17 protein-coding genes and 1 pseudogene are annotated in these 19,464 nt (G+C 65.9%); 5 read left to right on the forward strand and 13 right to left on the reverse strand.

Going from position 1 to position 19,464, the window contains the following annotated elements:
- The first annotated feature begins 252 nt into the window (after positions 1-252).
- Together QXK92_RS07010 and QXK92_RS07015 are read left to right on the forward strand one after the other, a co-directional pair.
- On the forward strand, positions 253-3,081 hold the full coding sequence (locus QXK92_RS07010) for an aconitate hydratase (protein ID WP_306240953.1): 2,829 nt from the start codon (positions 253-255) through the stop codon (positions 3,079-3,081).
- A 20-nt stretch (positions 3,082-3,101) separates the two neighbouring features.
- A complete protein-coding gene (locus QXK92_RS07015) occupies positions 3,102-3,701 on the forward strand; it encodes a TetR/AcrR family transcriptional regulator (RefSeq protein WP_306240955.1) in 600 nt (199 codons plus the stop codon).
- Here QXK92_RS07015 and QXK92_RS07020 read toward each other — a convergent pair.
- The 6 genes and pseudogenes from QXK92_RS07020 to QXK92_RS07045 all read right to left on the reverse strand — a co-directional run bounded on the left by QXK92_RS07020 (position 3,674) and on the right by QXK92_RS07045 (position 9,196).
- Complete coding sequence (locus QXK92_RS07020; RefSeq protein WP_306240956.1) at positions 3,674-3,871, reverse strand: helix-turn-helix domain-containing protein; 198 nt, start codon at positions 3,869-3,871, stop codon at positions 3,674-3,676. The two genes, QXK92_RS07015 and QXK92_RS07020, sit on opposite strands and share 28 nt — an antisense overlap.
- A 65-nt stretch (positions 3,872-3,936) precedes the next feature.
- Positions 3,937-5,565 carry an ABC-F family ATP-binding cassette domain-containing protein gene (locus QXK92_RS07025; RefSeq protein ID WP_306240957.1) on the reverse strand — a complete coding sequence of 543 codons (1,629 nt, stop codon included), beginning with the start codon at positions 5,563-5,565 and terminating at the stop codon, positions 3,937-3,939.
- 34 nt (positions 5,566-5,599) lie between these two features.
- Entirely contained in the window at positions 5,600-6,427 is an 828-nt protein-coding gene (locus tag QXK92_RS07030) for an enoyl-CoA hydratase (RefSeq protein ID WP_306244242.1), read from the reverse strand.
- Between the two features lie 43 nt (positions 6,428-6,470).
- Entirely contained in the window at positions 6,471-6,815 is a 345-nt protein-coding gene (trxA, locus tag QXK92_RS07035; protein ID WP_306240959.1) for a thioredoxin, read from the reverse strand.
- Positions 6,816-6,858: 43 nt separating this feature from the next.
- The gene (locus QXK92_RS07040; protein ID WP_306244243.1) at positions 6,859-7,218 is read right to left on the reverse strand and encodes a co-chaperone YbbN; all 360 of its coding nucleotides are present in this window, start codon (positions 7,216-7,218) and stop codon (positions 6,859-6,861) included.
- Between the two features lie 17 nt (positions 7,219-7,235).
- Positions 7,236-9,196: pseudogene (locus QXK92_RS07045) on the reverse strand (heavy metal translocating P-type ATPase).
- Positions 9,197-9,491: 295 nt separating this feature from the next.
- Between QXK92_RS07045 and QXK92_RS07050 the strand changes: the two are divergent.
- The 3 genes from QXK92_RS07050 to QXK92_RS07060 all read left to right on the forward strand — a co-directional run bounded on the left by QXK92_RS07050 (position 9,492) and on the right by QXK92_RS07060 (position 13,100).
- Positions 9,492-10,421, forward strand: a complete 930-nt coding sequence (locus tag QXK92_RS07050) for a PE family protein (protein ID WP_306240961.1) — start codon at positions 9,492-9,494, stop codon at positions 10,419-10,421.
- Between the two features lie 112 nt (positions 10,422-10,533).
- Positions 10,534-12,363 (forward strand): acyl-CoA dehydrogenase, encoded by a 1,830-nt coding sequence (locus QXK92_RS07055; protein WP_306240962.1) that lies wholly within the window; start codon positions 10,534-10,536, stop codon positions 12,361-12,363.
- A 71-nt stretch (positions 12,364-12,434) separates the two neighbouring features.
- Positions 12,435-13,100: a DUF5666 domain-containing protein gene (locus QXK92_RS07060; protein ID WP_306240963.1), complete on the forward strand. Its 666-nt coding sequence runs from the start codon at positions 12,435-12,437 to the stop codon at positions 13,098-13,100.
- Between the two features lie 21 nt (positions 13,101-13,121).
- On the opposite strand, the gene QXK92_RS07065 is transcribed toward QXK92_RS07060, so the two are convergent.
- Genes QXK92_RS07065 through QXK92_RS07095 form a run of 7 tightly spaced genes read right to left on the reverse strand, consistent with a single transcriptional unit; the run spans position 13,122 to position 19,346 of the window.
- Positions 13,122-13,469, reverse strand: a complete 348-nt coding sequence (locus QXK92_RS07065) for a metal-sulfur cluster assembly factor (protein ID WP_306240964.1) — start codon at positions 13,467-13,469, stop codon at positions 13,122-13,124.
- Positions 13,466-13,963 carry a Fe-S cluster assembly sulfur transfer protein SufU gene (gene sufU / locus QXK92_RS07070; protein ID WP_306244245.1) on the reverse strand — a complete coding sequence of 166 codons (498 nt, stop codon included), beginning with the start codon at positions 13,961-13,963 and terminating at the stop codon, positions 13,466-13,468. Before sufU ends, QXK92_RS07065 begins: the two co-directional genes overlap by 4 nt.
- Complete coding sequence (locus QXK92_RS07075) at positions 13,960-15,195, reverse strand: cysteine desulfurase (RefSeq protein WP_306240965.1); 1,236 nt, start codon at positions 15,193-15,195, stop codon at positions 13,960-13,962. Before QXK92_RS07075 ends, sufU begins: the two co-directional genes overlap by 4 nt.
- Positions 15,196-15,197: 2 nt before the next feature.
- Entirely contained in the window at positions 15,198-15,980 is a 783-nt protein-coding gene (sufC, locus tag QXK92_RS07080) for a Fe-S cluster assembly ATPase SufC (protein WP_306240966.1), read from the reverse strand.
- Entirely contained in the window at positions 15,977-17,131 is a 1,155-nt protein-coding gene (gene sufD, locus QXK92_RS07085) for a Fe-S cluster assembly protein SufD (RefSeq protein ID WP_306240967.1), read from the reverse strand. The genes sufC and sufD overlap by 4 nt, the downstream gene beginning before the upstream one ends.
- A complete protein-coding gene (gene sufB / locus QXK92_RS07090; RefSeq protein WP_306240968.1) occupies positions 17,128-18,567 on the reverse strand; it encodes a Fe-S cluster assembly protein SufB in 1,440 nt (479 codons plus the stop codon). Before sufB ends, sufD begins: the two co-directional genes overlap by 4 nt.
- Positions 18,564-19,346, reverse strand: a complete 783-nt coding sequence (locus tag QXK92_RS07095) for a helix-turn-helix transcriptional regulator (RefSeq protein ID WP_371934540.1) — start codon at positions 19,344-19,346, stop codon at positions 18,564-18,566. Before QXK92_RS07095 ends, sufB begins: the two co-directional genes overlap by 4 nt.
- Positions 19,347-19,464 lie beyond the last annotated feature (118 nt).

The raw sequence follows: 19,464 nt of genomic DNA on the forward strand, positions 1-19,464 counted from the left end.
GTACCGGCTCCGCTTCGGGCGGCCGCGCCCCCCGCACCGCGACACTGCAACCACGCCCACGACACGCCGCCGACGGTGTGCGTGTGTTCAGTTTCGATGAACAGGGCAGCCGCCCTTTCCCCGCGAAGCCCACTGGACAAGACTGGGGGCTACGGGCAGCCCCCCGTATTGCAGGACAAGCGTACTGTTAAAGTTGCACGGCACCGTCGACACGGCCCGTCGGCGGCACAAACTGAATTTTCGGGAGTTGATGTGAGCAGCAAGAATTCGTTCGGAGCCCGCGACACACTCAAGGTCGGCGACAACAGTTACGAGATTTATCGCCTCGACGCCGTTGAGGGCACCAAGAAACTCCCCTACAGCCTCAAAGTTCTGGCCGAGAACCTGTTGCGCACCGAAGACGGCGCCAATATCACCAAAGAACACATCGAGGCGATCGCCAACTGGGACCCCGACGCCAACCCGAGCATCGAGATCCAGTTCACCCCCGCCCGGGTGGTCATGCAGGACTTCACCGGCGTCCCGTGCATCGTCGACCTGGCCACCATGCGTGAGGCCGTCGCAGATCTGGGTGGCGACCCGGAGAAGGTGAACCCGCTGGCCCCCGCCGAGCTGGTGATCGACCACTCGGTGATCCTCGACGTGTTCGGCCGCGCGGACGCCTTCGAGCGCAACGTCGAGCTGGAATACGAGCGCAACGGCGAGCGCTACCAGTTCCTGCGTTGGGGCCAAGGAGCTTTCGACGACTTCAAGGTGGTGCCCCCGGGCACCGGCATCGTGCACCAGGTCAACATCGAGTACCTGGCCCGTACGGTCATGGTCCGCGACGGCGTGGCCTACCCGGACACCTGCGTAGGCACCGACAGCCACACCACCATGGTCAACGGCCTAGGCGTGCTGGGCTGGGGTGTCGGAGGCATCGAGGCCGAGGCCGCCATGCTGGGCCAGCCCGTGTCGATGCTGATTCCGCGGGTTGTCGGCTTCAAGCTGACCGGTGAAATCAAGCCCGGCGTCACCGCCACCGACGTGGTGCTCACCGTCACCGACATGCTGCGCAAGCACGGCGTCGTCGGCAAGTTCGTCGAGTTCTACGGCAACGGCGTGGCCGAGGTGCCGTTGGCCAACCGCGCCACCCTGGGCAACATGAGCCCCGAATTCGGTTCTACCGCAGCGATTTTCCCGATCGACGAAGAGACCATCAAGTACCTGACCCTGACCGGCCGGTCCGAGGAGCAGCTCGCGCTCGTCGAGGCCTACGCCAAGGCGCAGGGCATGTGGCACGACCCCGACCATGAGCCGAAGTACTCCGAGTACCTCGAACTCGACTTGTCCACGGTGGTGCCCTCGATCGCCGGACCGAAGCGTCCGCAGGACCGGATCCCGTTGTCGGAGGCCAAGGTTGCCTTCCGCAAAGACATTCACAACTACGTGGAGGAGAACCACCCGGCGCCGGAGACCAAGCTCGACGAGGCAGTCGAGGAGTCCTTCCCGGCCAGCGACTCGGCAACGCTGTCCTTCGCCGACGACGGCGAGGGCGACCGGGTTCCCTCCGCCGCGAACGGCCACTCCGGTCGGCCCTCCAAGCCGGTCGACGTGAAGTCGGCCGACCGCGGCGAGTTCGTGCTCGACCATGGCGCCGTCGTTGTCGCGGGCATCACGTCGTGCACCAACACCTCCAACCCGTCGGTGATGCTGGGGGCCGCGCTGCTGGCCCGCAATGCCGTCGAGAAGGGCCTGACGTCCAAGCCGTGGGTGAAGACCAACATGGCTCCCGGCTCGCAGGTGGTGACCGACTACTACAACAAGGCCGGTCTGTGGCCCTACCTGGAGAAGCTGGGCTTCTACCTGGGCGGCTACGGGTGCACCACATGCATCGGCAACACCGGCCCGCTGCCCGACGAGATCTCCCAGGCGATCAACGACAACGACCTGTCGGTGACCGCGGTGCTCTCCGGTAACCGCAATTTCGAGGGCCGCATCTCCCCCGACGTCAAGATGAACTACCTGGCCTCGCCGCCGCTGGTCATCGCCTACGCCATCGCCGGCACCATGGACTTCGACTTCGAAACGGACCCGCTCGGGGTCGACAAGGATGGCACCGAGGTCTATCTCAAGGACATCTGGCCCACCACCCAGGAGATCGAGGAGACGATCGCCTCCTCGATCAACCGGGACATGTTCACCGAGTCCTACGCCGACGTCTTCAAGGGCGACGATCGCTGGCGGTCGCTGCCAACCCCGGAGGGCAACACCTTCGAATGGTCCGACGACTCGACCTACGTCCGCAAGGCGCCGTACTTCGACGGCATGCCCGCCGAGCCGGAGCCGGTCAAGGACATCAAGGGCGCCAGAGTCCTTGCACTGCTGGGTGATTCGGTGACCACCGACCACATCTCGCCGGCCGGCGCGATCAAGAAGGGCACCCCTGCGGCGCAGTACCTCGAGGAGCACGGGGTGCAGCCGAAGGACTTCAACTCCCTCGGCTCGCGACGCGGCAACCACGAGGTGATGATCCGCGGCACGTTCGCCAACATCCGGCTAAGCAACCAGGTGCTTGCCGGATTAGGGGAAGTTGTCTCCGGCGGCTACACCCGCGACTTCACCCAGGACGGCGGTCCGCAGGCGTTCATCTTCGACGCGGCGCAGAACTACGCGGCGCAGAAGATTCCGCTGGTGGTGCTGGGCGGCAAGGAGTACGGATCCGGATCGTCGCGAGACTGGGCGGCCAAGGGCACCTTGCTGCTGGGCGTGCGTGCGGTGATCACCGAATCGTTCGAGCGCATCCACCGGTCCAACCTGATCGGCATGGGCGTCATCCCGCTGCAGTTCCCCGAGGGCGAGTCGGCTAAGTCCCTGAAGCTGGACGGCACCGAGACCTACGACATCACCGGCATCGAGGCGCTCAACGAGGGCAAAACGCCGAAGACGGTGAAGGTGACCGCCACCAAGGAAGACTGCAACAAGGTCGAGTTCGACGCGGTGGTCCGCATCGACACACCTGGTGAAGCCGACTACTACCGCAACGGCGGCATCCTGCAGTACGTGCTGCGCAACATGCTCAAGTCCAGCAAGTCCGGCTAACCGAGCGCTCACACCCGCCAGTGCCGAAGGTCAGCGAGGACCATCTGGAGGCTCGGCGCCGTCAGATCCTCGACGGTGCACGCCGCTGTTTCGCCGAGTACGGCTACGAGCAAGCCACGGTGCGACGGCTGGAGCAAGAGATCGGGATGTCGCGCGGCGCGATCTTCCACCATTACCGGGACAAGGACGCCCTGTTCTTCGCGCTGGCGCGCGAGGACACCCAGCGAATGGCGGAGGTCGCGTCGCGCTCTGGTCTCATCCAGGTGATGCGCGACATGCTCGCCGCACCCGAGCAGTTCGACTGGCTGGCAACCCGACTGGAGATCGCCCGCAAGCTGCGCCATGACCCCGAGTTCAGTCGCGGCTGGGAAGAACGGTCAGCGGAACTGGCGGCGGCGACCACCGATCGGCTGCACCGGCAAAAGCAGGCGGGCCGGGTGCGCGAGGACGTCCCCGCCGACGTGCTGCACTGCTACCTGGATCTAGTGCTGGACGGACTGGTGGCCCGGTTGGCCTCAGGCGAGGATCCGCAGCGCCTGGCAGCGGTGCTCGATCTCGTCGAGAACTCGGTGCGTGTTTCCGGTCTTGACGGTCAGGCCGGGGGTTTGACTGCGCGGTGATTGGGACCGCCACGGCTGCGCATTGTGGTTCCCGACTCGCGCAGCAAGCTGTGTACCGAGCCGTACGACCGCCCGGTCGAAGCGGCCAGTTTACGGATGCTGGCGCCCTTCTCGTAGGCGTTGCGCAACTCGTGCAGCAGCTGATCGCGGGTCTCCTTTGACTTCCGCATGGCAACAGGGTAGGAATCCGCGACCCTTGGCGTGCCGCTTTGACGCAATTCGGGTGAGCGGACGCTCAGGCCAGCTCAATGAGGTCCCGATACTCCTCTGACCAGTAATCCTCGGTGCCGTCGGGCAAGAGCACGACGCGTTGCGGGTCGAGCGCCTCGGCCGCGCCCGGGTCGTGGGTGACCAGCACCACCGCGCCCTGGTAGCTGCGCAGCGCGTCGAGCACCTGCTCGCGGGAGGCGGGGTCGAGGTTGTTGGTCGGTTCGTCGAGCAGCAGGACGTTGGCCGTCGAGGCGACCAAGCCGGCCAGTGCGAGGCGGGTTTTTTCGCCGCCGGACAACGTGCCCGCGGGCTGGTCGAGTTGCGGTCCGGTGAACATGAAGGCGCCGAGCAGACCGCGCAGGTCCTGTTCGCCGGATTCGGGCGCGGCGTGCCGGATGTTCTGCCAGACGGTCGCGTCGTTGTCGAGGGTGTCGTGCTCCTGGGCGAAATAGCCGATCCGCAACCCGTGACCGGGCTCTAGGCCGCCGGTGTCCGGGGTCTCTACACCGGCCAGCAAACGCAGCAGCGTGGTCTTGCCGGCACCGTTGAGCCCGAGCACCACCACGCGCGAGCCGCGGTCGATGGCCAGGTCGAGGCCGGTGAAGACCTCAAGCGAGCCGTACGTCCGGCTCAGCCCCTTGACCACCAACGGCGTCCGCCCGCAGGGGGCCGGCGTGGGGAATTTGATGCGGGCCACCTTGTCGGCGACGCGCTCTTCGTCGAGGGCCGCCATCATGCGGTCGGCACGACGCAACATATTCTGTGCCGCAACAGCTTTCGTCGCTTTCGCACCCAGCTTCGCAGCCTGGTTGCGCAGCGCCGTGGCCTTGCGTTCGGCATTCGCCCGTTCCCGTCGGCGGCGCTGCTCGTCGGTGGCGCGCGCGTCGAGGTACTTCTGCCAGGTCATGTTGTAGACGTCGACCTCGCCCCGCACCGCGTCGAGGAACCAGACCCGGTTGACCACGTCGGCCAGCAGGTCGACGTTGTGGCTGATGATCACCAGTCCCCCGTTATGGGAGCGCAGGAATTCCCGAAGCCAGCCAACCGAATCCGCGTCCAGGTGGTTGGTCGGCTCGTCGAGCAGCAACGTCGTGGAGGACCCGGAACCGCTGTCGGATGCCGCGAACAGGATTCGCGCGAGTTCGACACGGCGGCGCTGCCCACCAGACAGGGTGCGCAGTTGCTGGGTCAGCACCCGGTCGGGCAGTCCGAGGCTGGCGCAGATGCGGCCCGCTTCGCTTTCGGCGCCGTAACCGCCGAGCGCGACGAACCGCTCCTCAAGCTGGCCGTAGCGGCGGATGGCGCGGTCGCGCGCGTCGTCGTCAGCAACCTCGGCCATCAGCGCCTGTTGCTTCTCCAGGTCGGTGAGCAACACGTCCAGACCACGGGCGGACAGCACCCGGTCGCGGGCCAGCACGTCGAGGTCGCCCTCTTTGGGATCCTGTGGCAGATAACCGATGTCGCCCTTACGCGTCACCGAGCCGGCGTATGGCTGGCCCTCCCCCGCCAAAATGCGCATGGTCGTCGTCTTGCCTGCGCCGTTCCGTCCGACCAATCCGATTCGGTCGCCGGGCTGCACCCGCAAGTCCGGACCGTCCGGGGAGAGCAGGATGCGCGCACCAGCGCGGACCTCGAGGTCCGTAGCCGTGATCACATTCGCTCCTTTTGTCCGGCGCTACTCGCCGGCGTTATTTGTCGTCAGTGAATACCGCTGGGCGCTTCTCTGCGCGTGCGGCAACCGCTTCTTCGAAGTTGGAGGTGAGCAGACGGACGAAAAGCTGTCCGAGGCCTTCGGCCTGCATGTGTCCCTCGAGGCTGCCGGCGTCCAGTCCACTCCATAGCGTGCGTTTGGTCAACTCGATACCCGGCCGCGAGAACGCCGCCATGCGCGCGGCAATCGCATAACAGGTGTCCAGCAACTGGGCTTCCGGCACCTGACAGGACACCAATCCGATCCGTTCGGCCTCCTCGGCGGAGACGTCACGGCCGGTCAGCATGATCTCGAATGCCCGCGAGGACCCGATGGCCCGGGGCAGCAGATAACTCAGGCCGAGTTCGCTGGCGGTGAGACCGTTGTTGATGCCGGCCGCCCGGAAATACGCGCTGGTCGAGGCCACCCGGATGTCGGATGCCAGCGCCAGGCACAGTCCCCCGCCGATCGCCGCGCCGTTGACCGCGGCGATCACCGGTTGGTGCAGGCGCCGCAGCTTCAGAATGATCTCGTCGAGCAGTTCCATCGACCGCAGCGCGTACGTCGGGCGGGTGAGGTCTTCGACGTGCGGGACGGTGCCGGCGGACTTGTGGTCGGCGCCCGACGAGAACCCCCGTCCCGCCCCGGTGAGGACCACCACACGCACCGAATTGTCGTAGGTGACCTCGTCGAGAGCCTCCTTGAGCGGCACCATGACGTCGAACGCCATCGAGTTCATCCGCTCGGGACGGTTCAGCGTGATCAGAGCAATCTCGGGCCGCGGGTGTTCCAGGAGGACCAAACTCACCGTGAAACGGTAACGCAGAACGGGCCCGAGTCCGCGAACGTAACCCCGGCCGGGTTCGCGCTCAGACTTCGGTCGCCTCTTCGATGTCGTAGGCCTTGAGCTGCTGCACCAGGTCCTCCAGCGCCGCCGGGGGCAGCGCACCGGCCTGGTTGAAGAGCAGCTTGCCCTTCTTGAAGGCCATCAGGGTAGGGATCGAGCGGATCTGGGCGGCCGCGGCGAGTTCCTGCTCGGCCTCGGTGTCGACCTTGGCGAAGACCACGTCGGGATGCTTCTCCGACGCAGCCTTGAAGGTGGGCGCGAAGGCGCGACACGGGCCGCACCAGGAGGCCCAGAAGTCGACCAGCACCATGTCGTTGCCGTTGACCGTTTCGTTGAACTGCGAGGCAGTGAGGTCTTGGGTAGTCACAACTGCGCTAACGCCGACGTCGTGATCGTTGTTCCCGAGCCGCTCACAACAAGCTCGGCGTCGTCTGCTGATGCCGATAGGCCCGCAACTGCTTGACCAATTCGGCCATCACCCTCGGATTGGCGATCCCCGGCTGCTTGAACACCAATGCGCCCTTTTTGAAAGCCATCAATGTCGGCAACAATGTGACCCCTGCCGTTTCGACCAATTCCTTTTCGGTTTCGAAGTTCACTTTGCCGTGCACGATGTCCGGGCAATTCTGCGCGGAAGTCTCGTAGGTAGGCGTGAACACGTCGCACGGCTGGCACAACGGCGCCCAGAAGTAAACGAACACGTTCTCGTTGCCCCTAACCGCCTGCCGGAAGTCGGCGGCGGTCAGATCACGTGTCGACCCGGTGCCCATCAGCAGTAGAGCGTACGTCAACGCGACGCGGCAGACCGCCAGCTTCGCTTACTCAACAGGCGCATCCCGTTGAGCGCCACCAGCAGTGTGGATCCCTCGTGACCGGCCACTCCCAGCGGTAACGGCAGCTGCCCAAAGAGATCCCACAGCACCAGCACCGCGATGATGCTGCTGGCGAGCGCAAGGTTGACGGTCACCACGCGGCGCGCCTGCCGGGCCAGCCCGATGATCGTCGGGATGGTGTGCAGTTCATCGCGCACCGTCACCGCGTCGGCGGTCTGCAGGGCGATGTCGGAGCCCGCACCCATCGCCATCGAGGCACACGCCGCGGCCATCGCCGGCGCGTCGTTGACGCCATCACCCACCAACAGGACCCGGTGACCGTCCGCCTGCAGCGCACGTACCGCGGCCACCTTCTGCTCGGGCAGCAGCCCGGCGCGCACGTCGGCGATCCCGGCGTCGCGGGCGACAAGTCGGGCCGCGCGGGCATTGTCGCCGGTCAGCAGCACCGGAGGTGCCGACGTCACGGCCGTCATGGCCGCGACGGAGTCCACGGCGTCGGAGCGGATCTGATCGGCGAGTCCCAGCACACCGACGGCCGCCCCGTTGAGGACGATGACCGCGGCTGTGGCCCCGGTATCGACGAGATGTGCCACTTCCCGCGGGAGCGTTCCGCGGAAGCTGTGCGGGCTGCAGACCTCGACGAAATCGCGTCCGACCATCGCACGCACCCCGCGGCCCGGCACCGCGCGGAAGTCATCGGCGGCGGGGATGGCCACACCGCGCCGGCGCGCTTCCCCGACGATCGCCCGGCCCAGCGGATGTTCGCTGAATTGCTCTGCAGCAGCGGCTAATTCGAGCAACCGCGATATGCCGACCGACTCCGGCCGCAGCGCCTGGACGGACGTCAGCCGCGGCGTCCCGCAGGTCAGCGTGCCGGTCTTGTCCAACGCGACGACGGTGGTGTCGGCAAGGCGTTCGACGACGACCGCCGACTTCACCAGGATGCCGTGCCGGCCGGCGTTGGCGATCACCGAAAGCAGCGGCGGCATGGTGGCCAACACCACCGCGCACGGGGAAGCGACGATCATGAACGTCATGGCGCGCAACAGGGTTGGCTGCAACGCAGAGCCCAGCAGCAGCGGACCCGCGATCAGAGCCAGCGAGGCCACCACCACTCCCACCGAGTATCGCTGCTCGATTTTCTCAATGAACAGTTGGGTTTTGGCCTTGGTTGCGGACGCCTCGGATACCAACTCGACGATCCTCGCGACGACGCTCTGAGATGGGTCGCGGGCGACGACCATCTGCAGCACGCCGGACCCGTTGACCGTGCCGGCGAAGACATCGTCACCGGCAGCCTTGATGACCGGCATCGATTCACCGGTGATCGAGCACTGGTCCACCTCGGACTCACCGGACAGCACCACGCCGTCGGCAGGCATCCGTTCTCCCGGCCGCACCACCAACCGGTCGCCCACCTCGAGTTCGCTCGCAGGCACCACCCGCTCGAGGCCTGCCGCGTCGACGATTACGGCCTGATCGGGCGCGAGGTCCATCAGGCCCTGCACCGAATCCGCGGTGTGCTTTGTCGCAACCTCGTCGAGGGCACCCGAGGTCGCGAAAATCACGATGAGCAAAGCTCCGTCGAATATCTGACCGATCGCCACCGCACCGATCGCCGCCACGATCATCAGCAGGTCGACGTCGAGCGCCTTGTTCCGAAGCGCCTGCGCGCCTGCCCATGCCGAGCCCCAGCCGCCGGCCAGATAACAGGCCAGATACAGCGTCCACCAGACGACGGTGGCGCACTGGCGAGTTGCGCCGCCAGCCCGCCCAGGAACAGTGTCAACGCGACGGTGGCCCAGCGCACCGACATGACCGACCACAACGCGACGCGCCAACTCATCCGGCGGACGGCGGGAACGCGGTCGAAGGAAACCTCCGGGGCGGTCTCTTCGAGAGCGGTCAAGGTCATTCCGGCGGCCTCACAACGGCTTGGGACTACGTCTGGATGCACCGAGTCTATTGACGCGGGCGTCGCCGGAGGTCTCGGTTTGGTTCCGTTATGTCATTGAATTGGCTTCTGGCACTTGGGCATACAGACCCGCACCGCAGCAGCCGCCAACTCGTTCAGCTGGGTCGGGATACGGCGCCGAATTCCTTTGATGGACTACTTAAATTCGCCGAAAAATGGTTGCCGAAAAGGATTCATCATTGCCGAATCGCGATACGATTCTGGGATCGCCGGCTCTTCGCTGTGGAGGTGCGAGATGTCGTTTGTGGTCGCCAATACCGATTTCGTATCGCAAGCAGCGGGCAATCTCGCCCGGGTCGGATCACTGATCAGCGAAGCCAACAACGCCGCGGCGGCCCAGACGACCGCCGTCGCCGCCGCCGGCGCGGACGAGGTGTCGGCCGCCGTCGCCGCCATTTTCGGTGCGCACGCGCAGACGTATCAGACCCTCAGCGCCGGAGCCACCGCATTCCACGAACAGTTCGTGCAGTTGCTCTCCGGCGGCGCCAATGCCTATGCCCTCGCCGAAGCGACCAATATCGGTCCGCTGCAGCCGATCCTGGACCTGATCAACGCACCCACGATCGCGCTCTTCGACCGGCCTCTGATCGGCAATGGCGCCGATGGAACGGCGGCGAAACCAAATGGTCAGGGCGGCGGAATCCTGTTTGGCAACGGCGGTAACGGTGTCAACGGCGGCAGCGGTGGATCTGCTCTGTTCTTCGGCAATGGCGGGGCCGGCGGTTTAGGTGTGCCGGGCGGTGCGGGCGGCGCCGGAGGCAATGGTGGGTATCTCTGGGGCAACGGCGGTGCGGGCGGAGCCGGGTTCGCCGGCGGCGGCGCGGGCGGCCGAGCCTGGTTCATCGGAGGTGGCGGCGCGGGAGGCAATTCCTTGTCCTTCGGCGGCGGCGGGGCCGGAGGCGCAGGCGGATTCTTTGTCGGTGACGGCGGCAACGGCGGTAGCGGTGGAACGACGAGCAATGGTGGGATCGGTGGCCAGGCAGGTTTGATCGGCGACGGCGGAGACGGCGGTAGAGGCGGCACGGCGACAGGCAGCGGCGGCAACGGCGGCAATGCTCTGCTGATCGGCAGCGGCGGCAACGGCGGCAACGCTACCGCCGGTAGCTCTCCTGGACTCGGCGGCCAGCGCGGGCTTTTGTTCGGCCAGAACGGTGCTAACGGCTGACATTCCCCCAGCCAAGCCAGGTGTGCGCCTACCTACGGTTGCGTACGTTTTCTCCCAGCAGCAAGACTGTGCCCGATCACCGGGCCGATCAGACTGAGTGGAAGGAACCACAGTGGGGCACTACATCGCCAACGTGCGCGATCTCGAGTTCAATCTGTTCGAGGTTCTTGACGTCGGTGCCGTACTGGGGACCGGCAAGTATGCCGACCTCGACGAAGACACGGTGCGCACCATCCTCTCGGAAGCGGCCCGGTTGGCCGAAGGCCCGGTCGCCGAGTCCTTCGCCTTCGCCGACCGCCATCCTCCGGTCTTCGACCCGGCTACGCACTCCATCAGCGTCGCACCGGAATTGGTGAAGACCGTGCAGGCCATCAAGGACGCGGAATGGTGGCGACTGGGCCTCGCCGAGGAGATCGGCGGCATGGCCGCGCCACCGCCGCTCACCTGGGCGGTCAACGAGATGATCTACTGCGCCAACCCGTCGGTCTGCTTCTTCAACCTCGGCCCCATTCTTTCGCAATCACTGTTCGTCGAGGGCAACGACGAGCAGAAGCGTTGGGCCGCAATGGGAGTCGAGCGCGGCTGGCAATCGACCATGGTACTCACCGAACCCGACGCCGGCTCGGATGTCGGAGCGGGCCGGACCAAGGCCATCGAACAGCCCGACGGCACCTGGCACATCGAGGGCGTCAAGCGATTCATCTCCGGTGGCGACGTCGGCGACACGACCGAGAACATCTTCCATCTGGTGTTGGCTCGCCCTGAGGGCGCGGGACCGGGTACCAAGGGTTTGAGCCTGTTCTACGTTCCCAACTTCCTGTTCGACCCGGACACCGGCGAGCTCGGTGCGCGCAACGGGGTCTACGTCACCGGGGTGGAACACAAGATGGGTCTGAAGTCCTCCCCCACCTGCGAGCTGACCTTCGGGGCCACCGACGTTCCGGCCGTCGGATATCTGGTCGGCGGTGTCCACGACGGGATCGCGCAGATGTTCCACGTGATCGAGAACGCGCGCATGACAATCGGCGTCAAGTCTGCGGGGACCCTGTCGACGGGCTACCTCAACGCCCTCGCCTATGCGAAGGAACGGGTGCAGGGCGCGGACATGACGCAGATGACGGACAAGACCGCGCCGCGCGTCACGATCATGCACCACCCCGACGTGCGTCGCAGCCTGATGACTCAGAAGGCGTACGCGGAGGGCCTGCGAGCCGTCTACATGTATGCCGCAGCGCATCAGGACAGCGCTGTGGCACAACATGTTTCGGGCGCCGACCCCGACCTGGCGCACCGCGTCGACGACCTGCTGCTGCCCATCGTCAAGGGCGTGGGCTCGGAGCGGGCCTACGAGGTGCTGACCGAATCGCTGCAGACGCTCGGCGGGTCCGGTTTCCTCACCGACTACCCGCTGGAGCAGTACATCCGCGACTCGAAGATCGACTCGCTCTACGAAGGCACCACCGCGATCCAGGCGATGGACTTCTTCTTCCGCAAGATCGTGCGCGACCACGGGCAGTCTCTGCAGCACGTGACGACGCAGATCAACAAGACCATCGAGACCACCACGGAGTCATTGAAGGACCAGGCCGAGCTGCTGCAGGCCGCCGTCGAAGACGTCACCGGCATGACTGGTGCGCTGATGGGATACCTGATGTCGGCCGCCCAACACCCCACTGACATCTACAAGGTAGGCCTGGGCTCGGTGCGCTACCTGCTTGCCGTCGGTGACCTGATGATCGGCTGGCGGTTGTTGGCGCAGGCCAACGTGGCGGCGGCGGCGCTGGAGGGCGATCCGTCCGCGAGCGACAAGGCCTTTTACGAGGGCAAGGTCGGTGTGTCGGCGTTCTTCGCCAAGAACATGTTGCCGAAGCTGGCCGGGGTGCGGGCGGTGCTGGAGAACATCGACGACGACATCATGCGGGTCTCCGAAGACGTCTTCTGACGCATAGGGTCCGCACAGCTCCGAGGGGTAGACCGGATCGTCGGGAACCACCGACGATTTGGGGAGACATGTTGTCATTCACTCGTATCGCGATACTTGCCGGCGCCACGGCGCTGTCGGTCGCGTCGTGCAGCTCATCCACCACCTCCAGCCCGACCACATCGCCGAGCACCGTGGTGGCGTCGCCGACGACGTCGGCCCCGGGCAAGGGCGACGCACAAGTTCGTGGCCTAATCGCGTCCGTGGCGGGCAACGCGGCGCAGGTGACGCAGCAAAGCGGAACGGCCACAGTCGACTTCACCGGGTCGACCAAGGTGACCGAGATGACGACGGCGGCCCTGACGGACGTCACTGCGGGCAGCTGTGTCACGGTGAGGACCAACGATGCCGGTCAGGCAGCGACCTGGGTGCGCGTCAGCCCGGCGGTCGACGGCAAATGCCCACAGGGCAAGCAACCCACGACTCCCGGCAAGCATGCGCCGATCCAGGGGAGCGTGGCTTCCGTTGCGGGACAAACTATTACGATCAACACCGCCGCCGCGCCCCAGACGGTGACAGTTACCGACCAGACGAAGTACACCAAAATGGCCCCGGCGACGTCACAGGCGATCGCGCAAGGCAAATGCATCACAGCCCGCGGCAGCGAGGACAACGGCACGTTGCAGGCGACGGTGATCAGCCTGCGCCCGGCCGCCAACGGCAAGTGCCCGGACGGCGTTGGGCCGCACGGGCACTAGGGGGTGCTCCGCGCCCGCCGGCTAGACCGTAAACCCGAGGGCGCGCAACTGCTCGCGGCCGTCCTCGGTGATCTTGTCCGGGCCCCACGGCGGGTTCCAGACCCAATTGATCTTGATTTCGTCGACCAGGCCCGCGCCAACCAGCGCCGACCGCGACTGGTCTTCGATGACGTCGGTCAGCGGGCAGGCCGCCGACGTCAGGGTCATATCGACCAGGGCGACGGTTCCCTCGTCACCCTTCTCCAGATTCAGACCGTAGACGAGGCCGAGGTCGACGACGTTGATCCCCAGTTCCGGGTCGACGACGTCGCGCATCGCCTCTTCCACGTCGGCGAGCAGTAGCTCGTCAGATGCAGCGGCGTCGCTCATTGTGCAACCTCCTCGAAGCCGGCGTGCGCCTGCGCAGGCGCTTGCTTTGCCGCGCTGGCCCGCGCCAGCGCATCCTTGAACGCCATCCAGCCCAGCAGTGCGCATTTGACCCGCGCCGGATACTTGGCCACTCCCGCGAATGCGATCCCGTCCCCCAGTACGTCCTCGTCGCCCTGCACGGTGCCGCGCGAGGAGACCATCTCAGTGAAGGCGTCGATGGTGTCGAGGGCCTGCGACACGCTCTGCCCGATCACCTGTTCGGTGAGCACCGATGTCGCCGCCTGGCTGATCGAACAGCCCTGCCCGTCGTAGGAGATGTCGGCGACTGTCTGGCCGTCCTCAGAGAGGCTGACACGCAGCGTGACCTCGTCACCACAGACCGGGTTGACGTGGAAGACCTCGGCACCGAAGGGTTCCCGCAGCCCGCGGTGGTGCGGGTGCTTGTAGTGGTCCAGGATCACGTCCTGGTACATCTGCTCGAGACGCAACGTCAGCCTCTCCCAAAGAATTCGAGGGATCGTTTCACGCCGGCGATCAGGCGGTCGACTTCCTCCTCGGTGTTGTACAGGGCGAAGGATGCCCGGGCCGTGGCTGCCAGGCCGAACCGGCGGTGCAGTGGCAACGCACAGTGGTGGCCGACGCGCACGGCCACGCCCTCGTCGTCGAGCACCTGGCCGACGTCGTGCGCGTGCACGCCGTCGACGATGAACGAGACTGGCGAGCCGCGGTTCTCCATTGACGTGGGTCCGACGATGCGCACACCGTCGATGCCGGACAGGCCCTCAATGGTCTTGGCAACCAGCTCACGTTCGTGCGCCTCAACGGCTTCCATGCCGACAGCGCTCAAATAGCGCGCCGCAGCCGCCAGTCCGACCACCTGTGACGTCATCGGCGTTCCCGCTTCGAAGCGCTGCGGGGCGGGAGCATAGGTCGAGGTCTCCATGGTGACGGTCTCGATCATCGACCCGCCGGTGAGAAACGGCGGCATCGTGTTGAGCAACTCGCCGCGGGCGTAGAGGACCCCGATACCGTTGGGCCCCAACATCTTGTGCCCGGAGAAGGCGGCGAAGTCCACCCCGAGTGCGTGGAAGTCGACCGGCTGGTGCGGCACCGACTGGCAGGCGTCGAGCACCGTGAGGGCACCGACGGACCGGGCTCGCCCGACCAGCTCGCCGACCGGCGCCAGCGCGCCGGTGACGTTCGAATGATGGCTGAATGTAACGACTTTGACGTTCTCGTCGAGCTGCAACGAGTCGATGTCGATACGACCGTCTTCGGTCACCCCGAACCACTTGAGAGTGGCGCCGGTGCGCCGCGCCAGCTCCTGCCAGGGCACCAGATTGGCGTGGTGCTCGAGTTCGGTGGTGACGATCACGTCGCCGGGCCCGAGGGCGCTGTCGAACCGGCTGTCTCCCAACACATACGACACGAGGTTCAGCGACTCGGTGGCGTTCTTGGTGAACACTAATTCGTCGGGTTCGGCACCCACGAAGGCAGCGATGTCGGCGCGGCCCTGCTCGTAGGCGTCGGTGGCTTCTTCCATCAGCTGGTGCGCGCCCCGGTGCACGCCGCCGTTGGAGGTGACGAGGAACTCACGCTCGGCGTCGAGCACCTGCAGGGGTCGCTGCGACGTAGCTCCGGAATCCAGATACGCCAACTGATTTCCACCGCGCATCACGCGCTTGAGGATGGGGAAATCGGCGCGGATCGCCGTGAGGTCCAACATGCTCAGGCCCCAGCGGTCGCCGTCTGGGTGAAGCGCACGTAGCCGTTTTGCTCGAGTTCGTCGGCCAGCTCCGAGCCGCCGGATTCGGCGATGCGGCCTCCGACGAAGACGTGCACGTACTCGGGCTTGATGTAGCGCAGGATGCGGGTGTAGTGCGTGATCAGCAGGATGCCGCCGTTCTCCGCCTCGGCATAGCGATTGACGCCCTCGCTGACCACCCGCAGGGCATCGACGTCCAGGCCGGAGTCGGTCTCGTCGAGGATCGCGATCTTGGGCTTGAGCAACTCGAGTTGCAGGATCTCGTGCCGCTTCTTCTCACCGCCGGAGAAGCCCTCGTTGACGTTGCGCTCTGCGAACGCCGGGTCGATCTCCAGGGCGGACATCGCGGCCTTGACCTCTTTGACCCAGTGGCGCAGCTTGGGCGCCTCACCACGGATAGCGGTGGCGGCCGAGCGCAGGAAGTTCGACACCGAGACGCCGGGCACCTCGACCGGGTACTGCATGGCCAGGAACAACCCTGCCCGCGCCCGCTCGTCGACGCTCATCGCCAGCACGTCTTCGCCGTCCAGCGTGATCGAGCCTGAGGTGACGACGTATTTGGGGTGTCCGGCGATGGCGTAGGACAGCGTCGATTTGCCGGAACCGTTGGGCCCCATCAAGGCATGCTTCTCACCGGATTTCACGGTCAGGTCGACGCCCTTGAGGATCGGGATCTCGCGTTCGCCTTCGGCGCCGCTCGGGTTTTCGACGCTGACGTGCAGGTCTCTGATTTCCAGGATTGTCATGCGGTTGTTGCCTTCTCCGTCTTTTCCAGTTCGTGTTCGATGGCCGCGGTGAGGCGCTCCCGCACTTCGGGCACCGCGATCTTCGAGATGATCTCGCCGAAGAAACCACGGATCACCAGCCGGCGGGCCTGCTCTTCAGGAATGCCGCGGGAGCGCAGGTAGAACAATTGCTCGTCGTCGAATCGCCCGGTGGCGCTGGCGTGTCCGGCGCCGGCGATTTCGCCGGTCTCGATTTCCAGGTTGGGAACCGAATCGGCGCGCGCCCCGTCGGTGAGCACCAGGTTGCGATTCATCTCGAACGTGTCGGTGCCGGTGGCCTCGGCGCGGATCAGCACGTCGCCGATCCACACGGTGTGCGCATCGGGCAGCTTCGACGACGGATCTCCTTGCAGCGCACCCTTGTACAGCACATTGGATCGGCAGTCCGGCTGGGCGTGGTCCACCAGCAGCCGCGATTCGAGGTGCTGACCGTCGTCGGCGAAGTACAGGCCCAGTAGCTCGGCGTCCCCACCCGGTCCGGCGAACCGCACGTTGGCGGCCAACCGCACCACCTCACCGCCCAGGGTGACGGTGACGTGGCGCAGCACCGCATCTCTGCCGAGGCGGGCGTGGTGTGCGCTGACGTGCGCCGTGTCGTCGGCCCAGTCGGCGATCCAGATGACGGTGAGCCGGGCCGCGTCACCGACGACGAATTCGACGTTGTCGGCATACGTTCCGCTGCCCCGGTGGTCGATGACGACCACGGCCTCACCGAGCTCTTCGACCCGGATCTGCAGGTGCCCGTAGGCGGTGGCGCCCTGACCCGGCCCGGCAACGGTGATGTTGACCGGTTCGCTGACCTGGGTGTCGCGCCCGACGGTCACCAGCGTCGCGGCGTTGAACGACGAAAACGCCTGAGCCGCAACCCGGTCCGCGGGAACGCCGCCCTGACCGAGGCGCTCGTCGCCGCGGCGCACAGACTCGGTTTGCACGCCGGGTTGCTCGCTGACCGTGATGGCCGCGCTTCCCGTGGCTACCGCGCTGCCGTCATGCAGGCCACGCAGCCGCTTGAGGGGGGTGAACCGCCAGAGTTCGTCGCGACCGTGGGGTACTTCGAACGCGTCAACATCGAAGGAGGAGAACAGCTCCCCCTTGTTCAGCGATGCGGTCATCCGACCGCGCCCTCCATCTGCAACTCGATCAGCCGGTTGAGCTCCAGCGCGTACTCCATCGGCAGTTCTTTGGCGATCGGCTCGACGAACCCGCGCACCACCATCGCCATGGCCTCGTCCTCGGTCATGCCGCGGCTCATCAGGTAGAACAGCTGGTTCTCGCTGACCTTCGAGACGGTGGCCTCGTGGCCCATCGTGACGTCGTCCTCGCGGATGTCGACGTAGGGGTAGGTGTCGCTGCGGCTGATCGTATCGACCAGCAGCGCATCGCATTTCACGCTCGACTTGGAGCCGTGCGCGCCTTTGTTCACCTGAACCAGGCCGCGGTAGGAGGTGCGCCCGCCGCCGCGCGCCACCGACTTGGACACGATGTTGCTCGACGTGTTCGGGGCCAGGTGCAGCATCTTGGCGCCGGTGTCCTGGTGCTGGTCCTCACCGGCGAAAGCGATCGACAGCACCTCCCCCTTGGCGTGCTCGCCGGTCATCCAGACCGCCGGGTACTTCATGGTCACCTTGGATCCGATGTTGCCGTCGACCCACTCCATGGTGGCGCCGGCCTCGGCCCGGGCCCGCTTGGTAACCAGGTTGTAGACGTTGTTCGACCAGTTCTGGATCGTCGTGTAACGGCAACGGCCACCGGGCTTTACGATGATCTCCACCACCGCGGAGTGCAGTGAGTCCGACTTGTAGATCGGCGCGGTACAACCCTCGATGTAGTGCACGTAGGCGTTTTCGTCGACGATGATCAGCGTCCGCTCGAACTGGCCCATGTTCTCGGTGTTGATCCGGAAGTAGGCCTGCAGCGGGATGTCGACGTGCACGCCCGGCGGCACGTAGATGAAGCTGCCGCCCGACCACACGGCCGTGTTCAGCGCGGAGAACTTGTTGTCACCCGCCGGGATCACGGTGCCGAAGTACTTCTTGAAGATGTCGGGGTGTTCCCGTAATCCGGTGTCGGTGTCGAGGAAGATGACGCCCTGAGCCTCGAGGTCTTCCCGGATCTGGTGGTACACCACCTCCGACTCGTACTGGGCGGCCACACCGGCGACCAGGCGCTGCTTTTCTGCTTCGGGGATGCCCAGCCGGTCGTAGGTGTTTTTGATGTCCTCCGGCAGTTCATCCCAGCTGGCGGCCTGCTTCTCGGTCGAGCGCACGAAGTACTTGATGTTGTCGAAGTCGATGCCCTCGAGGTTGGAGCCCCAGTTCGGCATGGGCTTCTTGTCGAAGATGCCCAGCGCCTTGAGCCGGATGTTCAGCATCCACTCCGGCTCGTTCTTCTTGGCTGAGATGTCACGCACGACCGCCTCGGACAGCCCGCGTTGCGCGCTGGCGCCCGCGATGTCCGAGTCGGCCCAGCCGTAGCCGTATTTGCCCAGCGACTCGATGGTCTGCTCCTGGGTCAATGGCTCGACGGTCCGTGCAGCTTCGAGTGTCATGAGGACGCTCCCTTGGTGCTCGTTGCGGTTGGGCGCGGGCTGGGCGCCGGGGCTAGAGGTACGTGGGTGGTGCAGGCGCAGTCACCGTTGACGATCGTCGCCAACAACTGCACGTGGGAGCCGAGCACCTCGGACATGGCCTGCTGCTCGGCTTCGCACAACTCGGGGAATTCCTCGGCGACGTGCGACACCGGGCAGTGGTGCTGGCAGATTTGCACACCGTGGATGGGGCCGCCCACCCGGGTGGTGGTGGCGACATATCCGGCTTTGGTCAGCGCTTGGGCGATCCGGTCGGCGGTTTCTTCGACGGCATCCTCGTCGTGGCCGTCAGCCGCCTCGACCCCGGACAGAATCGCGTCGATGCGGCGCCGCGCGAACGTCTTCACCGCGTCCTCGCCGCCGATCTCACGCAATTGCCGCATTGCAGCGGAGGCGAGGTCGTCGTAGGCGTGGTCAAGCTTGGCGCGACCGGCCGCGGTCAATCGGTACCGTTTGGCGGGCCGTCCGCGCCCCACCTGCTGCCAGGACGCCGCCGCAACCGACTCCGCCTCTCCCGCCTCGATCAGCGCGTCGAGATGCCGGCGGACACCCGCGGGCGCCAGGCTTAGCCGGTCGCCGATTTCGGTGGCGGTGATGGAGCCTGATTCGAGCAGCAGGCGTACGATCGTGCGCCGGGTGTGACCGTCCGAACCGACAGCACCGGCTGCGGGCGCCGCAGCAGGCTGTGTGGATTGGATTTTCACAACACCAGTGTGTCGCAATTCCGGTAATCGGTCCAGCAAGGGTGCCCTTACGTGACGAGGGCAACAGCGCTGGTTTCCCGCTCCTCGACCGGCCGCATTTTGCGGCCGGCATCGTCGCCGGCCCGATCGATGGCCCCGCTCCTCAACCGGCCGC

Origin of the sequence: Mycobacterium sp. TY815 (assembly GCF_030755135.1) — a bacterium.
Taxonomy (GTDB): domain Bacteria; phylum Actinomycetota; class Actinomycetes; order Mycobacteriales; family Mycobacteriaceae; genus Mycobacterium.